The 18,769-nt window shown below is 61.4% G+C and carries 19 protein-coding genes; 7 read left to right on the top strand and 12 right to left on the bottom strand.

Features of this window, described 5'->3' with window-relative positions:
* The first annotated feature begins 61 nt into the window (after positions 1-61).
* Complete coding sequence (locus KX729_RS14675) at positions 62-940, top strand: 50S ribosomal protein L11 methyltransferase (protein WP_219743224.1); 879 nt, start codon at positions 62-64, stop codon at positions 938-940.
* Positions 941-1,198: 258 nt separating this feature from the next.
* On the opposite strand, the gene KX729_RS14670 is transcribed toward KX729_RS14675, so the two are convergent.
* Positions 1,199-1,372, bottom strand: a complete 174-nt coding sequence (locus KX729_RS14670) for a hypothetical protein (RefSeq protein WP_219743223.1) — start codon at positions 1,370-1,372, stop codon at positions 1,199-1,201.
* Between the two features lie 258 nt (positions 1,373-1,630).
* Here KX729_RS14670 and KX729_RS14665 point away from each other — a divergent pair, with 258 nt between their 5' ends.
* Positions 1,631-3,463, top strand: a complete 1,833-nt coding sequence (locus tag KX729_RS14665; protein WP_219743222.1) for an aminopeptidase P family protein — start codon at positions 1,631-1,633, stop codon at positions 3,461-3,463.
* A 7-nt stretch (positions 3,464-3,470) separates the two neighbouring features.
* On the opposite strand, the gene KX729_RS14660 is transcribed toward KX729_RS14665, so the two are convergent.
* The 3 genes from KX729_RS14660 to pncA all read right to left on the bottom strand — a co-directional run bounded on the left by KX729_RS14660 (position 3,471) and on the right by pncA (position 5,249).
* Positions 3,471-3,785, bottom strand: coding sequence for a branched-chain amino acid transport AzlD family protein (locus KX729_RS14660; protein ID WP_219743221.1), 315 nt, complete (start codon positions 3,783-3,785; stop codon positions 3,471-3,473).
* 1 nt (position 3,786) lies between these two features.
* Positions 3,787-4,506, bottom strand: a complete 720-nt coding sequence (locus KX729_RS14655) for an AzlC family ABC transporter permease (RefSeq protein ID WP_219743220.1) — start codon at positions 4,504-4,506, stop codon at positions 3,787-3,789.
* Positions 4,507-4,622: 116 nt separating this feature from the next.
* On the bottom strand, positions 4,623-5,249 hold the full coding sequence (pncA, locus tag KX729_RS14650) for a bifunctional nicotinamidase/pyrazinamidase (RefSeq protein ID WP_219743219.1): 627 nt from the start codon (positions 5,247-5,249) through the stop codon (positions 4,623-4,625).
* Between the two features lie 454 nt (positions 5,250-5,703).
* Between pncA and KX729_RS14645 the strand changes: the two genes are divergently transcribed.
* Entirely contained in the window at positions 5,704-6,060 is a 357-nt protein-coding gene (locus tag KX729_RS14645) for a hypothetical protein (RefSeq protein ID WP_219743218.1), read from the top strand.
* Positions 6,061-6,155: 95 nt separating this feature from the next.
* Here the strand turns inward: KX729_RS14645 and KX729_RS14640 are convergent, their stop codons facing one another.
* Positions 6,156-6,785: a cupin domain-containing protein gene (locus tag KX729_RS14640; RefSeq protein WP_219743217.1), complete on the bottom strand. Its 630-nt coding sequence runs from the start codon at positions 6,783-6,785 to the stop codon at positions 6,156-6,158.
* A gap of 162 nt (positions 6,786-6,947) precedes the next feature.
* Between KX729_RS14640 and KX729_RS14635 the strand changes: the two genes are divergently transcribed.
* The 3 genes from KX729_RS14635 to KX729_RS14625 all read left to right on the top strand — a co-directional run bounded on the left by KX729_RS14635 (position 6,948) and on the right by KX729_RS14625 (position 11,073).
* Positions 6,948-7,868, top strand: a complete 921-nt coding sequence (locus KX729_RS14635) for a LysR family transcriptional regulator (protein WP_219743216.1) — start codon at positions 6,948-6,950, stop codon at positions 7,866-7,868.
* Between the two features lie 323 nt (positions 7,869-8,191).
* Positions 8,192-9,613, top strand: coding sequence for a DUF2778 domain-containing protein (locus KX729_RS14630; RefSeq protein ID WP_219743215.1), 1,422 nt, complete (start codon positions 8,192-8,194; stop codon positions 9,611-9,613).
* Between the two features lie 155 nt (positions 9,614-9,768).
* Positions 9,769-11,073: a hypothetical protein gene (locus tag KX729_RS14625; protein ID WP_219743214.1), complete on the top strand. Its 1,305-nt coding sequence runs from the start codon at positions 9,769-9,771 to the stop codon at positions 11,071-11,073.
* On the opposite strand, the gene KX729_RS14620 is transcribed toward KX729_RS14625, so the two are convergent.
* The 4 genes from KX729_RS14620 to KX729_RS14605 form a co-directional block, all read right to left on the bottom strand.
* Positions 11,070-11,642, bottom strand: a complete 573-nt coding sequence (locus KX729_RS14620; protein ID WP_219743213.1) for a hypothetical protein — start codon at positions 11,640-11,642, stop codon at positions 11,070-11,072. The genes KX729_RS14625 and KX729_RS14620 overlap by 4 nt on opposite strands.
* Positions 11,635-12,195, bottom strand: a complete 561-nt coding sequence (locus KX729_RS14615; RefSeq protein WP_219743212.1) for a hypothetical protein — start codon at positions 12,193-12,195, stop codon at positions 11,635-11,637. Before KX729_RS14615 ends, KX729_RS14620 begins: the two co-directional genes overlap by 8 nt.
* Positions 12,192-12,824 (bottom strand): hypothetical protein, encoded by a 633-nt coding sequence (locus tag KX729_RS14610; RefSeq protein ID WP_219743211.1) that lies wholly within the window; start codon positions 12,822-12,824, stop codon positions 12,192-12,194. The genes KX729_RS14615 and KX729_RS14610 overlap by 4 nt, the downstream gene beginning before the upstream one ends.
* An 81-nt stretch (positions 12,825-12,905) precedes the next feature.
* Positions 12,906-14,051, bottom strand: coding sequence for an amidohydrolase (locus KX729_RS14605; protein ID WP_219743210.1), 1,146 nt, complete (start codon positions 14,049-14,051; stop codon positions 12,906-12,908).
* Between the two features lie 174 nt (positions 14,052-14,225).
* Between KX729_RS14605 and KX729_RS14600 the strand changes: the two genes are divergently transcribed.
* On the top strand, positions 14,226-15,266 hold the full coding sequence (locus KX729_RS14600; RefSeq protein ID WP_219743209.1) for an alpha/beta hydrolase fold domain-containing protein: 1,041 nt from the start codon (positions 14,226-14,228) through the stop codon (positions 15,264-15,266).
* Between the two features lie 120 nt (positions 15,267-15,386).
* Here KX729_RS14600 and KX729_RS14595 read toward each other — a convergent pair whose 3' ends face one another.
* The 3 genes from KX729_RS14595 to KX729_RS14585 all read right to left on the bottom strand — a co-directional run bounded on the left by KX729_RS14595 (position 15,387) and on the right by KX729_RS14585 (position 18,447).
* On the bottom strand, positions 15,387-16,862 hold the full coding sequence (locus tag KX729_RS14595; RefSeq protein WP_219743208.1) for a pyridoxal phosphate-dependent decarboxylase family protein: 1,476 nt from the start codon (positions 16,860-16,862) through the stop codon (positions 15,387-15,389).
* Between the two features lie 166 nt (positions 16,863-17,028).
* On the bottom strand, positions 17,029-18,030 hold the full coding sequence (locus KX729_RS14590) for a zinc-dependent alcohol dehydrogenase family protein (RefSeq protein WP_219743207.1): 1,002 nt from the start codon (positions 18,028-18,030) through the stop codon (positions 17,029-17,031).
* A gap of 105 nt (positions 18,031-18,135) precedes the next feature.
* Complete coding sequence (locus KX729_RS14585) at positions 18,136-18,447, bottom strand: hypothetical protein (protein ID WP_219743206.1); 312 nt, start codon at positions 18,445-18,447, stop codon at positions 18,136-18,138.
* Between the last annotated feature and the right edge of the window lie 322 nt (positions 18,448-18,769).

Below are 18,769 nucleotides of genomic sequence, written 5' to 3'. Positions count from 1 at the left end.
GCGGACGGGGTTTTTGTGGCAATCCTCGCCATCGATCTCCGAATAGCCGAAAGACAGTCCCTTGGCCGAAATCCGCCTCTACGTCACGTCCACCGAAAAGGGTGCGGCAGAAATCCTCGATCTTCTCTCGGAAGTGTTCGGGGAGGAGGATTTTGCGATCGCCACCACCGAGGTGGACGAGAAGAAGGATATTTGGGAAGCGTCGGTCTATATGATGACCGACGAAGAGGACGAGGTGCGCGAGCGCATCGCCGCCGGCATTGCTCACGCATTCCCCAACATGCTCATCGAGCGCGAAATCATTCCGGATATCGACTGGATCGCCAAGTCGCTGGAGGGTCTGAAACCCGTCAGGGCAGGGCGCTTCATCGTTCACGGCTCGCATGACCGCGACAAGGTGAAGATCAACGATATCGCCATCGAGATCGATGCCGGCCAGGCGTTCGGCACCGGCCATCACGGCACGACGGCCGGTTGCCTGGAAGTCATCGAGGACGTGATGCGGGCGCGTACCGTGCGCAATGCGCTCGATCTTGGCACCGGCAGCGGCGTTCTGGCGATTGCCGTGCGCAAGCTGAAGCCGGTGCCGGTTCTGGCGACCGATATCGATCCCGTCGCCGTGCGTGTCGCCAAGGAGAATGTGCGGCGCAACGGGATTGCCACCGGTCTTCGGCTGGAAACAGCGCCGGGCTTCCATTCGAAGTCCTTCCGCGAGGAAGGTCCGTTCGACCTGATCATCGCCAACATTCTGGCGCGGCCGCTGATCAAGATGGCGCCGCAGCTGGTCACGCATCTGGCGCCCGGCGGCTCGGTCATCCTGTCGGGCATCCTGGCGACGCAGCGCTGGAAGGTGCTGTCGGCTTATAACGGTGCGAAGCTTCGCCATGTGCGCACCATCTGGCGCAATGGCTGGGTGACCATCCATCTGCAGCACGGCTGATCCGTTCGCGGTTCAGCTTTGCGCTTAACGCATGGCTATAAGTCTCGAAAGAAGAAAACATCCAACAAGTCATGCGCGTAATTTTCATGCGCAAAACGCAAAAAGGCGGCACTAAAAGTGCCGCCTTGCGATCAGGCTCGCGCCTGATCATGTCCGCGAGCCGGGAGGAGAAGCTCAAGCGGACCCCCGTGATTTCGAAAAGCTGGAGCGGATGAGGGAGGAGATCTCCGCGCCGGCCTGTTTTCCGAAATACGCTACTCAGAAAATATAGTTGGAAGCGCCCTTGCGGCGCAGTTCCTCGCGGTTGGTGCCGAGGCCCTTCAGAGTCTCGTCGTCGAGGTTCAGCAGGGCGCCGTTGACATAGCGTGCGACCTGGCGTTCACGGGCTTCGACCATGCGGTTGAAGGCATTGCGAAAGAAAGAAGCTGCCATGGGTTTGATCCTTTGCGAGCGGGCCTTGTTCGGCGCCCGTTCGATGATTGATATATAGCGAATGCTGCACTGCACAGTGAGAGGGTTTCCCTCATCGGTGGTATGCGATTTTCGCATAAGTCGCACTATTTTGCGCCATCCGGCCTTTCTGCTGCATATCGATTAGCCATCGGCATCGCAGCTGGCATTCCGGCGCAAAGATCGGCTAACATCGCCCGAGTTTCTCAATCGGAATCAGATAGTCCGGGTATCCATCACATGTTTCAGTCATTCGACGTCAAATCCGCCCCGCAGTTTGGCCGCGAGCGCGTCACCGCGCTGCGTGCAAAGTTCGAAGCCCTCGGCATCGACGGTTTCCTCGTGCCGCGGGCCGACGAATATCAGGGCGAATATGTGCCGGCGTCTGCCGAGCGGCTCTCATGGCTCACCGGTTTCACCGGTTCTGCCGGCATCGCCCTGATTACGCAGCGTGAGGCGGTGGTTTATGTCGACGGGCGGTATACGACCCAGCTTGCCGAGCAGGTGGACGGTTCGGTCTTCACTGGCGGCGACCTCGTCAACGAACCGCCGCATCTGTGGATCCCGAAGAACGCGCCAAAGGGTTTTCGCCTCGGCATCGATCCATGGTTGCATGCCGGGGCCGAAGTGCGCCGGCTGGCAAGGGCGCTCTCCGAGATCGGCGGCGCTCTGGTGCCGCTCGACGCCAATCCGCTCGACGCGATCTGGACCGATCGCCCGGCCGAGCCGATGGGCGCCGTCGCGATACAGAAGCAGGAATTTGCCGGCACGCTCGCCAGCGAGAAGATCGCCATGATCGCCGCAGGTGTTAAGGAGAAGGGCGCGGCTGCCGTGCTGATCACCGACCCCTCGTCTGTCGCCTGGATCTTCAATATCCGCGGCGATGACGTGCCGCATACGCCGCATCCCTTGTCGCGTGCCATCATTCCGGCCGACGGCAAGGCGGAAATCTTCCTCGACAAGCAGAAGACCGGCATCGAGCAGGAAGCCTATCTCGGCCAGATTTCCGTGCAGCAATCGCCTGCCGATTTCCTTGCCCGCCTTGCAGCCCATTCAAAGGATGGCGCCAAGATCCTGATCGATCCCGATCTGACGCCGCTGATCCTGACGAAGGAAATCGAGATGGCGGGCGGTGTGGTGGTCGAATCCGGCGATCCGGCGAAACTGCCGCGCGCCTGCAAGAACCAGGCGGAGCTTGATGGTTCGGCCAAGGCGCATCTGCAGGACGGCGCGGCGATGGCGGAATATCTCTGCTGGCTAGACGAACAGGCGCCTGGCACGATCACCGAGATCGAGGCGGTGAAGGCGCTGGAAGCCGTGCGCGCCCGGGTCGGCCAGAGCTCGCAGAACCCGCTGAAGGATATTTCCTTCGACACGATTTCCGGGGCCGGCGAGCATGGCGCGGTTATTCATTACCGGGTGACGACGGAAACCAACCGCAAGCTGGAAGCCGGAGAACTCTTCCTCGTCGATTCCGGTGCGCAATATGTTAATGGCACGACGGATATCACCCGCACGGTCGCCGTCGGCGCGGTGCCGGAAGAGCAGAAGAAGTTCTTCACGCTGGTGCTGAAGGGCATGATCGGCATCAGCCTGGCACGCTTTCCCAAGGGGACGCGCGGCTGCGATCTCGATCCGCTCGCCCGTATCGCGCTCTGGAAGGCCGGAGCTGACTATGCCCATGGTACCGGCCACGGCGTCGGCTCCTATCTCTCCGTGCATGAAGGCCCACAGCGGATTTCGCGGCTGGCGACGCAGGAGCTGCTGCCCGGCATGATCCTCTCCAACGAACCGGGTTATTATCGCCCCGGCTCATTCGGCATCCGCATCGAGAACCTGATCTATGTGAAGGGATCGCAAGATATCGATGGTGGCGACCAGCCGATGCTTGCCTTCGAGACACTGACCTGGTGCCCGATCGACCGGCGGCTTGTCGTGGCGTCGCTGATGACGGCGGAAGAGCTTGGCTGGCTGAACGCCTATCATGCGGCCGTGCGCGAAAAGCTGATGCCGCTGATCGACAGCCAGAAGGTTCAGGATTGGCTGGTGAAGGCGACCGAGCCGGTCGCCTGAGAGGAGACTACAGCCCGATAAGGTGGCGGCAGGCCATGGCCGCCACCCAGCCGCCGGCCAGCATGATCAGGCCGGGATAACGCAGCCCGACCAGCATGGCGGCCAGCATGGCGATCTTCACATCCCAGCCGCTGGTGAAGAAGGCGGGTGCGACGAGCGTGGTCAGAACCGCGGCCGGAACGGCATTCAGCGCCTGCTCCATGCGCGGCGGGATAGTCTTCATCCTTGTGATCAGCAAGAAACCGCCGATACGCGTCATATAGGTCGCGATGGCAGCGGCGATGATCAGCAGGGTCATCTCGGTGGAGAGTTCGAAACCCATCTCAGCTCTCCACTTCGCTGGCGGCAGTTACGGGTACGGGCGTCGATTGCAGAGGCAGCAGGGCGGCGACCAACACGCCAACAGCTGCGCCGATGCTGACATGCCAGGGCGAGCCGACGAAATGATAGCCCAGCACCGAACCAAACGCGCTTGCGATCACCGTCGGATAAAAGCCCGGCTTGCGGCGAAAACCCATGACGAGGCCGAGGAAATAGATCGGCAGCAGGACGTCGATCGCGAATGTTTTCGGATCGCCGATCATCTTGCCGAAATAGACGCCGACAATGCTGAAGAACAGCCACGGGAAATAAACCGCCATGCCGAAGGCGATATACCAGGTGAAGCTGACGGTCTTCCCGGCTTCGCCTGTCTTGACGCTTTCCGCAAACTGCGGGTCGGTCAGCAGGAAGAAGGTGAAGAATTTTTGCACCGGCGTGAAATGGCCGATGTATTTCGCCAGTGCTGCCGAATAGAGGATGTGGCGAAAGTTGACGGCAAACACCGACAGGATGACCAGCCACGGCGCCACATGGTGGCCGAACAGTTCGATGCCGACCAGCTGGCTGGCGCCGGCATAAACGGTAGCGCTCATCAAGGCCGCTTCCGCGACCGACAGGCCGTTATCCGCGGCGACTGCGCCAAACAGGACGGCAAACGGGGCCGAGGAGAGCGCAATGACGATGCCGCCCTTCAGGCCCCGATGAAATTCGCTGCGATTCATATGAGACATCCCTTTCGGAATGCCTTTAGAGGCCCGCAGCAACGGGCGCAATTCAATAGCACTGATGGAAAGATTGATTTCGCTGAACTATTGCAGCGAGGCGAACCGCCTTTGCATCAATCAGCGAGGATATCGGCGCTTTTCACGATCTCGACGCCTTTGGCCCTCATCTCGGCGATGGCCGCCTTGATGCCTTCCGGATCGATGCCGCGGCTGGCATCCTCGACGAAACGCACCTTGACGCCCGGGAGCATGTCGACAGCATCGAGGGCCGAAAACTTGACGCAATAATCCGTCGCCAACCCGCACACATCGAGTTCGGTCACCTGCTGTGCGCGCAGATAACCGGCAAGCCCGGTCAGCGCTGCGTGGTCGTTGTCGCGGAAGGCGGAATAGCTGTCGACGGCGGGGTTCTCGCCCTTCTGTTGGATATAATCCACCGCATCGATGTCGAGATCCGGATGGAATTCCGCATCCGGCGTGCCCTGTACGCAGTGGTCCGGCCACATGACTTGCGGCTGGCCGGAAAGCTCGCCCATGTCGAACGGTTTTTTACCCGGATGCTGCGAGGCGAAACTGCCGTGGTTCGCGGGGTGCCAATCCTGCGAGGCGGTGATGACGTCGTAACCGCCATCCGCAATCAGCCGGTTGGCGACCGGCACGACCTCGTCGCCATGGGCGACGGCCAGGTTGCCGCCGGGGCAGAAGCCGTTCTGGATATCGACGAGCAGCAGCGCTTTCATCGGGCGTCCTCCGATTCATGTTTGCCGGAGGATGCCAAGGGCAGGGGGCGCGATCAAGGTTCTTGTTGTGCGGCCGCTGATTCAGCTTTTCATCGACAGAAGGTGCGCAGCCGAAATTACGTTGCAAATGTCTTGTCTCGGCGGTGCCGACGGGCAACAGGATGCGGCTGAACCGGAAGAATTCGCCATTTTCCAAGCTCTGATTCTCATCCTGAAATTTCGGTTTGCCGGAGCCCGTTCTGCGCGGTTCATTCAGCCAGCTACAAGCCGCGCTCCGAGGGTATTTCTGTTCGCGTGAGGCAAGGGGTCTTACAGGGCAGACACTCCTGCGGCATCACATGCCGGCGCATGCCGGTCTTTTTCTGCGCTCTTTTCGGTCGATCCGGGATTTCTTTGGGAACCAATGGGTTACTACGTTGTTAATTACCTGTAGGGTCCAATCGAGGTGAGAGAAATGTCGTTTAAACTTATTGCAGTCGCAGCCCTTTCCATCGGCATGGCAACGTCCGCGCTGGCTCAGAGTGGTAACAGCAACCAGAGCGGCGGCTCCGGTGCCTCAACCATTTCCCCGAGCACGTCCGCGCCGAAGACTGACACTCAGACGACGACCGGCGCTCCGGCTGATCGTACCACCACCGGCAGCACGACAGGCGGCTCGATGGGTAATTCCGGCACCATGGGCGCCGGCGGCCTTTCCGGTAGCTCTGCTGCCGGCTCGAACCCTGACTGCGCTCCTGGCACGCCTGGTGCCGGCGTCAACAGCGCTCCGGCAAATGATACCGCTGCGGCCAATCCGGCTTGCGGTAAGTAATTCTCTGTTGAGACAAATGGGAGAGCTCGGCAATGCCGGGCTCTTTTTTATGCGTGGGCGGCAATAATGCATCATGTCGATGCCATGACCTGCGTCTATGCCGCTTGCTCTATCAGCCGCAACGTTTCCCCGAACTTCAGCTTGTTGTTTGTCGGCCCGACAATCAGTCGATAGCCCATCAATCTCGCGATCGGGCTGAGAGCCGCATACATCAGCTTCTGTATCCAGATCGGCGGGCCGGCTATGTAGAGGTGATCGCGGTAGGCATTCAGCGCCAGCGCAATCTGCAGGAGCTTGACGTCCCCAGATGGCGAGAAGCTTTTCGGCTCAAGCACGGTCATCGCCGCGAGATTGATGAAGAAACGCAGGTGTTTGTGGCCTGGCGTGAAAGAAACGGTCGCGTGGGTGTCTCCGTCATGGGCGTTGCGGAAGAAATGCGGCTTGCCGCGCGGCACCATCACCGTCTCTCCGGCATCGGCGATGTGTTCGATACCATCGATGGAAATCAACAGACGGCCCTTGTGAATGTGGAAATGTTCGTCGGAATTCGGATGGATATGGGCAACCGCATTGCCGCCGCCGGAACCGCCCTTTTCAAGCAGCACATCGAAACGTGCGAAGGCTTCATCCTCGACCGGGTCGGTGAAGATGAAGGTCTCGCGGTTATAGCGGTTGACGATCCTGGTATTGGCAGGCACCAGCGGGTCTTGCACGGACGTGCGCATGGGGAATGGTCCTTCGGCAATTGTCTGATGGAAAAGCGCGGGGAGGGAGTGAAACCCCGTTCCGCCGACGTTGAAAGGCGTGTAGATTGGTGGCGGGACAACCGCAAACACCGTTTTTGCGGCGGGATTCATCATTTTCGCATAACGCTATTTCTGACGACCATGGACAAGCTGAACTACGACGACCTGCGCTTCATGCTCGCCGTTGCCGAAACCGGCTCGACCCTTTCTGCTGCCGAAATTCTGGATGTCAGCCAAAGCACCGTGTCGCGCCGGATTGCCGGCCTCGAGGAGGACATGGGCGTCGAGCTGTTCGACAAGCGGCGCACCGGTTATGTGCTGACCGATGTCGGCCGCATGCTGGTCGGGCCGGCCGAATCTGTGCGCAACGCCATGGCCGCCTTCTGCAATGCGCTGGAGATCGCCTCGCGTGAAGTGATCGGCAGCGTTCGCTTTACCACCAATGAGGCCTTCGCCAATTTCTTTCTGCCCTCGCTGATCACCCGGCTGAAAGCTTCCCATCCGCAGCTCAGCCTCGATGTGGTGACGTCCGATCATCGGCTCGATCTGGAGCGGGGCGATGCGGATATCGCTTTGCGCGCCGGCCCACGCCCGACGGACGAAAGCCTGGTCGGCCTGCGGATCGCCGATGACGTGTGGGGGCTTTATTGCAGCCGCGACTATGCGGACAAGAACGGCGTGCCGCGTGACATCTGCGATCTCGGCAGCCATTCGCTGATCGCCATCGATCCTCATATCCGTGACCATCCGGCCGCCGTCTGGGTGCGCAAGAATTTTCCCGACGGCTCGATCGTGGTGCGCCAGAACACGGTTTCGGCAACGCTTGCAAGTATTCGAAGCGGCGTGGGTATAGGTCTGTTTTCCGAGTTTCTGGGGGCCAGCGACGCTAACCTTGTTTACTGTTTCAGGCCGCCGATGCCGCCCGCCGCGGAGATCTGGCTGCTGACGCATGAGCGGCTCCGGCATGCGCCCCGCATCCGTGCGGTGATGGATATCGCCAAGGTCCTGCTTGCCGAATATGTCGCCGGGGCTGCCCGGGTCACGGCTGCCGAGCCCGCATAAGGTGATGATTCGTCTTGAAAGGCCGGTCTTTTGCCGCTACACAGCAACGGTCACTGACTTGACTTGCCGTAATTGCGCTTAAGGACTGACATCCATTCGCCGCAATTTCGTTAAACTTCCGGCGGCATGCGCATTTATGTGCAACGCCGAAAACCAAATCGGGGCGGCGTAAAGACATTGGTTACCATAATCGTTCATTCTCACATGCAGTCGTTGGGCAGCAGTGAGCAGGTTCATTCCGTGCTCATCTCCCAGCTTGGTTGTGAAGCCGGTATCGCGGAAGCGATGCGGGCTGATGTGAGTAACGGTTCGGGTAACGAGTGATGGCGCGTTCGGTCCAGACACAGTTTGTAGGTAATCAGGCGCGTGGCCAGGAGGCCCGGGGTAACCAGACCCGCAAGGCGCCGGTTCGCCGCAAGAAATCCCGCTCTCTTCTGTCGAATGTTGCCCTTGGTATCGGCCTTACCGTGGCGACCCTTGTCGGCGCTTCGATGGTGACGGTCGCAACCGCGGTCAAATCGGCCTCGGATGTGAAATTCGAGACGGCGCTGACCCGGCCGGTTGCGCTCCCGGCGCCGACCGCCGTTGCCGCTGTCTCTCATGAGCGCGAAATCGACGTTTCGAAATTCTCCAGGCTTCCGGGCAGCGCTCCGGCCAATCCGAAAGGCAAGCGCCTTGCCGGTGCCGAGCTTGCAGCGCTCGAAGCCCGCAAGCCGAGCGAAGACAGCGTCAAGCAGATGCTCAACATGGCGATGGCCAAGGCCTCCCGCCATTCGGAGGCGCAGCAGCAATTCGCCTCGCTCGAGAAGATCCGTCCCGACGCGCAAGCCATCCGCGCCATACTTGGCCCGGCGATGGAAAATCTCGTGGTCGTCGCGCCGCGCAGCGGCAGTGCTATGCCGGATCTGATCCAGGACGTTCAGCCGGCAACCACGGTTGCCGATCTCAAGGATATGAAGCCGGTCGAAATGGCCGCGCTCGAAGATACCGCACTTGAGGATGACGCCGACGACCAGCCGGAAGTCGCCGTCATTCCGGAACCGGCACCTGCCGCTCCGGCCTACGCTCTGCCGAAAGCCGGCCCGCTGCCGGTCATCCGTCCGTCGACTGCCGTGGCACTCGCCGAAAAGCCGGCCAAGCCGACCGCTCTCGCAGCAATCGCCGCAGTCGCGCCGCAGAAGCCGGATCGTTCGGGTGACGACAGCAAGCCGACCGTGCTTGCCTTTGCCAAGCCCGACAATCCGATGCGCGATACACCGGCGCCGTCGCAGACCATGCCGAGCTGGCCGGGTATCGGCGCCAAGGTTGCCGTCTACGACATCACCAATGCCACCGTCTTCATGCCGAATGGCACCAAGCTCGAAGCCCATTCCGGCATCGGCGGCATGCGCGACAACCCGAAATTCACCCATGTGAAGATGCGCGGCCCGACCCCGCCCGGCACCTACAAGCTGTCGATGCGCGAATCGCTGTTCCACGGCGTCGCCGCCATCCGCCTGACGCCGGTCGACGGCAAGGCGCCGCAGGGCCGCACCGGTCTTCTCGCCCACAGCTTCCTGCTGCGCGTTCGCGGGGACAGCCACGGTTGCGTTGCCTTTGCCGAATACGACCGCTTCCTGAAGGCCTTCCAGCGCGGCGAGATCACCCATATGGTCATCGTCAACAAGTGGGACGGCAAGCGCCCAGGCGGTGGCAGCAACAATGGCAACTTCCTCGCCAAACTGTTCAGCGGCAGCGACGCCTAATCTTCAAGGCTCGACCACTGGCCTTTCATCGAAGCAACCCAAAATGCCTTCCTGCGGGGAGGCATTTTTCGTTTGCGGTCTTCAAGATCATGTCGCTGCCCGCGATCCGGATTTGTGAGCTTGGCGCGGCAGACATCCGTGGTTAGGGTATGGCCATGACCTTCATGTCCGCAGATGCGACCGCAGCGGTCCGCCCCCTGTTTCTGCTTCCGGTCCTGACGATCCGGCTGTTATGGCGGTTCTGGCCGCAGCTGATGGCGCTCTGGACGCTCGGAATCATCGGCAATTCGCTGATCAACCAGTTCGCGGTGATGATCGGTCATCTCAATCCGCTCGCCGGATTGTCGAGCCTGGCGCTGATCGTCCTCCTGAAACTGGTGATCATCGTCGCCCTGTTCCAGACGGTGCGGCCGGGATTGCCGTCGCTCGATGCCGCTTCGAGGCTGGCCGAACATTCCGGGAGGAGCGATTCGAGTAAGAGCGATGAGGCGGAGCCCACCGCGCCGAAATTCACGTCCATCCTAGCGCTGACGCTCGTTCCCTTTTTCGTCTATTACGCCGCCTGGGGTTTTCTCGGCGATACGATCCGCGAATATTCGCAATTGTCGCTCGACCTGATGATGTTCGGAGAGGCGGTCAATCCGCTGGAATTCGGCGGCGGTGCCTGGCTTTTCGTCTCGGTCGTCATCGCCTGGATCGTACGGCGTTTTGCGAAAGCCATGCACAAGCGCTCGAAGGCCGCCATCTGGCCGATCGTCATCGTCGTCTGCGAGGCAAACTGGGCGTTTATCGGTCTCTATGTGATCTCGGACTGGCAAGACGAGATTCGCGCTTGGGTGGCGCATCTGCCGGAGACGCTGGGACTATTCTTCGGCCTGATCGACCCTGTCTCGAATGCTGCTGCGGCAACCGTATTGCCGCCGATGGCAGAGCAGTTGCCCACGACGTTGTGGGACGATGCGCAGAAGGTGTTTTTCTACGCGCTCTACCCGGTCGTCTGGCTGACGCTGGCCGCACTTGTCTACGGTTACGATATCAACGGCGAACGGCCTCTGGTCGGAGGCCGTCTGTCGCGTGCCGTATCGCGCTGGGAGGCCTTGCCGAAATCCCTGCGCGACTTCATCTCGCATTTCATATCCGGTACCGCCAAGCGTTACAGGGCACTGGCGGAAGGCGTCGGCCTGGCGCTCGGTTCGGGCATCGTCTTGACGGTCGCCGCGATCGTTCTCTACCGGCTCCTGGGCTGGGGAACGGCCTGGACCTGGTTCTACCTGGCCCAATGGATCGGGCCGCATGAGCGGTCGCTCTGGCAGTTGATCTTTCAAGGTATCGGGCTTCTGCTCGGCGACCCCAGCGCGCCGGGCGACGGCGTGCTGACCATGCCGATCAGGATCTGCCTGCTTGCCGCGACGCTCGAAATCGGCTTTGCGCAGGGCCGCGAATGGCGCAGAAGCGGTTAAGGCAGCGACAGGGGAAGCGTGATGGCTTCCGGACGTGTCGAGGCAAAGCTCAGGCGGGCGACAAGCGATGGTGCCGCATCGGCCGGCACGATGAACTTTTCCTCCATCAGGACAGTGTTTCCCGCTACCGGCGGCCGGTAGGCAATCGCATTGCAGCCATCCACCCGCGGCGCTTTTGGATCGAGCTGCCGGTCGATATTTGCCGAGAGGATGACATTGACTGGCTGCCATCGCCGCCCTCTGTCGTCGGTGAGCGTCAGGCTGCATTGCGTCCAGCGGTCGCCGATATCTTCCTTCGCCATGGCATTGAGGCGCAGAATGAGAATGCGCATCTGGCCGGGCAGTTTGGTGTTCGCGTCGCGGCCATCGCCGATCAGCCGCACCTTTTGAACTTGCCAGACGGCGCCGGCATAGGCCTGATCGGCCATGATGGGGCGGGCGGACAATTCGGTCCGGCGCATGAATTCGCCAATATTGCGCCAGGCGCCGGTGAAATAGACTGCGGCCAGCAACAGAGGCAGGGCGCAGAGCGACAGCCACCAGAGCTTTCTTTCGCGTCGTCTATCCATTGCCGGCAAGATCCGTCCGCTCGATCGTGTTGATGCCCTGCTGGTCGAGCTTGATGTGGATTTCCGATTCGAGCTGCGGTCCGAGCTGGCTGGAAAGGACCAGCACCATGTCTTTCGTCTCCTCCTCCGGCATTTCGAAGACGAAAATGCCTTTTGCCGGCAATCCGGGCTGGAGGTCGAAATCGCTGATACGCCCGTCGGCGCCATCGGCTCGGCGGGTCTGCTGGTAAAGACGGCCCGATGCGCCGCGAATGGCAGCGATCCGCAGCGGCATTGTCTCCCGCAAAGCTTCGGCTCGGGCCGTGACGATGACCCAGATCCCTTGCGTCTGCCGCTCGACGGGGCGCCCGATGCCTTTGAACGTGATCGTATAGGCACGCAGAACTTTGAGGACGTCGACGCTGAAGGTCTTGCTCGCGACAACTTCGCCCTGCTTGCCCGAGGTGACGATCGGACCTGTCAGCGCCGCGTATCGTGGCGTCGTCGACTGAAACGCCGACAGAACCACTGCCGCCAAGGCCACAAGAAGAAAGGAGGCGATCCAGCGCATCACGGTTTTGCCTCCGTCCCGGCACTCGCCGTCGGCTTGGCGATCGGCAGGTCGATGCGCGCCACGTCCTGCTCCTTCGGGAACCAGCCGGGCTGACCATAGAGATTGTCTTGCGGCTTGAAGATTTCGCCGGTCAAATCGACATGCAATATATTAGGAAGCGGCTGTGCAGCCGGCAATTGCCAGACGACCTTGATGGCTTCCGGCATGCTCGGCTGAAGATCCCAGAGAATGGCGCGATCGCGGACGAGATAAAATTGCGGCTCCGGCACCGCCTCGACATTCGTCAGCTTCAGGGTCTTGCGGAAGATGTTGGAGCTTTCGCCGGAGAGGTTTTCGAGCGTCAGATCCACGACCAGCGCCTGTTTGCCGGCCGCGATGCGCAAGCCATCCGGCATTTCCGCAGCGATTCCGGCCGAATGCAGGGTGACATTCCAGCGCCCGGTCACGACCGGGGTATCGACCGGGATTCGGCTGATCTCGCCTGACGTGCGGGCTTCATAAAGCGACAGGCCAAGCGACACGGCAGCAGCCAGAAAACCGCCGAGGCCGGCGATGAGCCGGGCATAAAAGCTCTTGCTGGCTTTTGCTGGATCGGCCGGCGGGGCACCGGCTGGCGTGGAAGGCTTCATTCGGATCGTTCGGGACCTTGGATCGTCGGAGCGTCTTTTTCCTTATCTGGTTCACCGGCGAGCGACTGCAAGGTTTGTCCGCTACCCCAGAATATCCCGCGCTACCCGCATGAAGACCTTTGAGCCTATCGGGATCAGGTCGTCGGGAAAATCGTAGTTCGGATTGTGAAGGTTGGCGATGTTTTCACCGGCGCCGAGGAAGAACATCGCCGACTTCGACACGCCGCCGAAACGGCCGAAATCCTCCGAGCCGCGCATCGTCTCGCCCGCTACATGGCGCACGCCTTCGGCGTTCAGGGCGGCGCGCAGCAAGGCTGCTGCTTCCGGGTGGTTTTCCGAGTGGGTGAAGATGTCGTGATATTCCAGAGCGTATTCGAGGCCGCCTTCCGCAGCCGCTTCGCGCACCAGCGTTTCAGCAGCGCCTGTCAGCGCATCCATCTGCCCGTCGGTCATGGTGCGCAGCGTCACCCAGACCTCCGCATAACCCGGCGCGATGCCGAAGGCCGGTTCGCCGACGGAAGCGTGGGTGAGGGTGGCGAGCACGAGGTCGTCGGTGGCGATGGTGCCGCGGCTCAGGGCCGTCAAAGCCGGCATTAGTTTTGCGACTGCCGGCACGGGTGAGATACCGGTTTCCGGCATGGAGGCATGCGCGGTACGGCCGGTCAGCATGATCTTCAGGCCGCGCGAGGCGCAGTTGACGACGCCGTCCTTCAGCCAGACATGGCCGAGTGGCAGGCCGGGCATGTTGTGCAGCGAGAAACTGTAATCCGGCTTCAGGCTTCCAAATTTCTCGTCCGCGACGACCGCCGCCGCGCCAAAACCGTCTTCTTCGGCCGGCTGGAACATCAAGATGACGCGGCCGCGCTTCGGTCTCTCACGACCGAACTGGCGGCCAAGCGAGGCGAGCATGGTCATGTGCCCGTCATGGCCGCACATGTGGCCCTTGCCTGATATCTGCGAGCGGTGCTCCAGGTCGCCGATCTCGGCGATCGGCAGGGCATCCAACTCGGCGCGAAACAGGATGGTCGGGCCGGATACGCCGCTGTCATAGATCACCGCCACGCCATGGCCGCCAAGCCCCGAAACGACACCATCCGGCTTCGTATCGGCCAGGAAGGCCTGCACCTCGGCGGCGGTTGCCACTTCCTCGCGCGAGACTTCCGGCATGGTATGCAGCTTGCGCCGCCATGCGGTGAGTTCGATCACGTCCTGGTTGGTGAGATACATGCGGCCGCTCCCGTTATCCGATGCTTTTCCTCAAGAGGTAACGGGCGGCGCCGACGCTTGCAACGCATCCCGCCTCTTTTTCGTCGTGAAATCAGGATCAACTCGGCCGGATCAGTGAAATGAATAGCCGGCTCATGATTTTGCGATCGGGCCGAAATCGAGCAGGAGCGCGCCATGCCATTCGTCCGTCTCTTCGTCATTGCGGCCTGTGCGCTTCTGGCGCTGGTGCAGTCGATCGAGGCACAGGAGAGCAACCGACCGGCCGGTGCGCGAAGCGACAGGCGGGAGGTGATGCGGGCCTGTCGAGCTGATCTGCGCTCACTCTGCGCCGATACACAGCCCGGCGGCGGGCGGATGGCGCAATGCCTGCGCGATCGTGCAGGCGAACTCTCCGATGGCTGCCGGTCGGCAATCTCGGACGCGCGGTCGCGACAGGGGCGTTATACGGACATTCCGGCGGGCGTGAAGGTGGAGCGGGATATCGCTTACGGTTCAGAGCCCGAGCAGCGAATGGATGTCTATCTGCCGCAAAAGGCCGAGAAGGCGCCGGTCATCGTCATGGTTCATGGCGGCGGCTGGGCACGCGGCTCGAAATCGGCTGGCGCCGTGGTGGAGAACAAGGTCGCCCATTGGCTGCCGAAAGGGTTCATTTTCGTTTCGGTGGAGACGCAGCTTTTACCGAAGGCCGATCCGCTGCAACAGGCGGCGGATGTCGCGGCGGCGTTCGCCAGCGTGCAGCAGAAGGCCGCCTCCTGGGGCGGCGATACCTCCAGGATCGTGCTGATGGGCCATTCCGCCGGTGCGCATCTGGTCGTGCTGGTCTCCGCCGATAAGTCGATCGGCGAAAAAGCCGGCCTGAAACCCTGGGCCGGCACGGTGGCACTGGACAGCGCCGCCTATGACGTGGCCGTCCTCATGCAGCAGCCGCGCCGCCCGAAGCTTTACGACAAGGCGTTCGGCAAGGATCCGGATTTCTGGGCAAAGGCCTCGCCGACGCAACAGATCACCGGCGGTACGCCGCCGATGCTGCTCGTCTGCTCCAGCCTGCGCCGCCTTTCCTGTCGCCAGGCGGAGACATTTGCAGCGAAGGCGGGCGGCAAGGCGCAGGTCCTGCCGGTCGCGCTGCGCCATGAACAGGTCAATAGCGAGCTCGGCAAGGACAGCGGTTATACGCGGGACGTGGACGACTTCCTCGCGTCGATCGGTATCAAATAGCCTTCTCGATCCCCTCGGATGGCGGCCCGACCTCGATTGTCGCGCCATTCCGCGCGGATGGGCAGCGCTCGCATGGGACTTCCAACAGAAATGCAAGGCGGTCTTGCGTCCGGAACTGCTCTAGAAACCACATCCTCGCAGATAGGCGGTCATGATATCGATGAACCCGTCGAGATCGGTTTCCGTGGTGCGATGATTGACGATGGCGCAGCGCACCACCAGTTCGCCGTCGATCATCGTCCAGGAGGGCGCGGCGAGACCCTGTTCCTGAAGATCGATCACCAGTGTCCGCACGAGGTCCGAACCACCGCCGCAAATGCCGAAGCAGACGATGTTGAGCGCAACCGGCGCCTTGACCTCGAAGAGCGGATGAGCGTCCAGCCGGGAAGCGAGATGGCGGGCCAGCGCGCAGGTGTGGGCGATCGACTGGCCGATGCGATCTGCCCCGAGCGTCTCGATCGTCATCCAGGTTTTCAGCGCCCTCAGGCCGCGCGACAGGTCCGGGCCGAGATCGCAGGGCCAGGTATCGCCGGCGGCAAGGCCGCGGTCGGCGCGCTGCAGGTAGGCGGCCGGCTGGTCAAAGGTGCGGCGCTGCTTTTCGCCCTCGCGCACCAGAAGGAAACCGGCGTCATAAGGCACCTGTCCCCATTTGTGGAAATCCAGCGCAACGGAAGAGGATTTTTCGATGCCGGAAAACAGCGGCCGCATCTCATCCGACAGCATGGCGATCGCGCCGATCGCTCCGTCGACATGATACCAGAGGTTTTCTCGGGCGGCGATTTCGGCGATGTCTCCGAGCGGATCGATGGCGCCGGTATTCACCGTTCCGGCCGTAGCGACCGCGAGGAAGGGCAGGCGGCCCTCGGCGCGGTCCTGCCGGATCATCATGCCGAGCGCCGACGGCATCATCCGGCCGGCCGTATCGACCGGCACCATGCGCAGGTTGGCGGAGCCGATGCCGGAAAGTTGCATGGCCTGGGCGATGCAGCCATGCGCTTCGGCGGAGGCATAGGCGATAAGATCGCGGCCGGCGGCGACGAGGCCGTCGCGGCGGCTTTCGAGGCCGAGCGCCTCCGTTTTGGCGATCGTCACCGCCACGAAATTTGCCATGGACGAACCGGTGACGAACAGGCCGCTTGCCGTCTCGGGATAACCCATCGCCTCGCGCATCCAGCGCACGACCTGATGTTCGATATCGATGCCCACATGGTTTCGTCCGCCGCAATTCATGTTCAGGCCGGCGGCGATCATTTCCGCGACCATGCCGACCGGCGTGCCGGCGCCATGCACCCAGCCCATGAACAACGGATGCAGGTTGCCGGTGGCATAAGGCATGACATGGGTGCGGACATCGTCCAGCACGGCGCTTAGATCGGACGGACCAGCGGGCAGGGATTGCCGGAAACGCTCGCGGTTCTCCTCCGGCTGCGATTGCCAGACGGGACCTTGGCCGATCGTCTCGACATGAGTGATCACGTCGTCGAGCATTTTGTGCGCCAGTGCCCGGAAGGCGGGCCAATCGGCGGGATCGAGGCTTGAAGATGCATCCGGCCGAGATTCTTCGAATGCCGGTTTCCTGTTGTCCGCCAACCACATGAACTATTCCGATCGCGTTGTTACGACGCGGGGCCGGAGGCGGGCAGAGGGATCGGGAGGCTCGATGGGCACCGGTCTGAAGCGGTGCCCGCAAGCGCCCCGCGGCGGCAGTGATGCGCCGGGTCGCTTGCGTGAGCCTAGTTCACGCAAGCCGTGTTTTATCGGCCTACCACGCAACCCCGATCTTGCCGAAATGGCTTCCGCTCATCTCGTAACGGAAGGCATCGGCCAGTTCCTCCAGCGCAAACACCTTGTCGATCACCGGCTTGAACAGGCCGTTGTCCAGCGCGCGAACGAAATCCTGCTGCTGGCGGCGGCTGCCGACGATAAGGCCGGACAGGGTGATCTGGCGGCCCGCAAGAGCTGCGGTCGGCACATCGCCGCGCGCACCGGTGAGCACGCCGATCATCGCGATGCTGCCGGCCATGCGGGTCGCCTGTATCGACTGGCCGAGCGTGCCCGGGCCGCCGACTTCCACGACATGATCGACGCCGCGGCCGTTGGTCCAGTCGAGAATGTGTTTCGCCCATTCCGGATGGGTCTTGTAGTTGACGGTGAAATCGGCGCCGAGCGCCTTGGCGCGTTCCAGCTTCGCATCGGAAGAGGAGGTAATCGCCACGCGTGCGCCCATCGCCTTCGCCAGCTGCAGCGCATAGATCGACACCCCGCCGGTGCCGAGCGCCAGCACCGTATCGCCAGCCTTCAGATGGCCGATCTCGACCAGCGCTCTCCATGCCGTAAGACCGGCCGTGGTGATCGTCGCCGCTTCCACGGCGCTGAAACCCTTTGGCGCCCGCGTGAAGGCGGTGGCCGGCCGCACCGCATATTCCACCGCGAACCCATCGATGCCATCGCCGGGCACGCGCGAAAAGCCGCCCGGCAAAGGCGGGCCGTCCTGCCAGTCGGGGAAGAAACAGGACACGACCTGATCGCCGGCCGAAAACTCGCTCACCCCTTCGCCGACCTCCTCGACCGTGCCCGCCCCATCCGCCATCAGCACCCGTCCATCGGTCGGCGTGCGGCCGCTTGCGACGCCGAGATCATGATAGTTCAGCGAACTGCCATGCAGCGCGACCCGGATTTCGCCACGGCCGGGTTTGCCGGGATCGGGCAGGTCGACGAGCTTGATGGCGTCGAGGCTGCCAGGGGCGGTGACGATGGCTTTCATGAGGTTCCCTCCCGTGGAAATGTGGAATGCACGGAGTGAGGTAGCGGGTGGCAGGGAGGCTGACAAGAGAGATTTACGGTACTTAAAAGCTTCGTCAAAAGAGTATTATGTAACATCTGTAGTTTTATGGGTCTCAGCTAAAAAAAGCTGCAATATATCAACGAAAGCGTCAACAGCTTCTTTGCCTTCTAGGTCATCGGGTAAAATCTGGCGAACTAGAGTTGGCCAACCGAACGGACCATTCGCCTGAGGATATTTAATTAATAACCATGCCCGAAAATCTTTAAGTATAGAAAGCTCGCACGCTGCATCAAATCCGGCAACAAAGCCAAAAAACTCATCGAGATTATGATCGTCAACATACATACCGCGACGAGACAATATTTTCAAAAAAGACAGTATATCATCTTTAGTCATATCAAAATCCAAATTTCAGATAATCTGGATACTAGAATTGAGCTTTGTAGTCAGGAATGACATTCCGCTGCGAGGTCCAAAGACATCATAAACTCGTGCATTTTGAACGACCACTTCATAATATTCCCTCCCGTGGAATTGTAGAATTCAAGTAGTACGGTAGCGGGTGGCAGGGAGGCTGAAAATGATGAACATGCCGGAGGTCGATTAGGAGGAAACCGTGCCTACCATTTTCAATGGAGTGGTCACGGTCTCGGCGATTTCACGCGGCCGAGCTACCCATAAATATCAAAGCCTAGCTGATTTGGGTTCGCTGGCGGTT

Source organism: Neorhizobium populisoli (assembly GCF_019430945.1).
In the GTDB taxonomy this organism is placed as follows: domain Bacteria; phylum Pseudomonadota; class Alphaproteobacteria; order Rhizobiales; family Rhizobiaceae; genus Neorhizobium; species Neorhizobium populisoli.
Note: the sequence above shows the minus strand (reverse complement) of the source record. Positions and strands in the feature narration are given on the sequence as shown.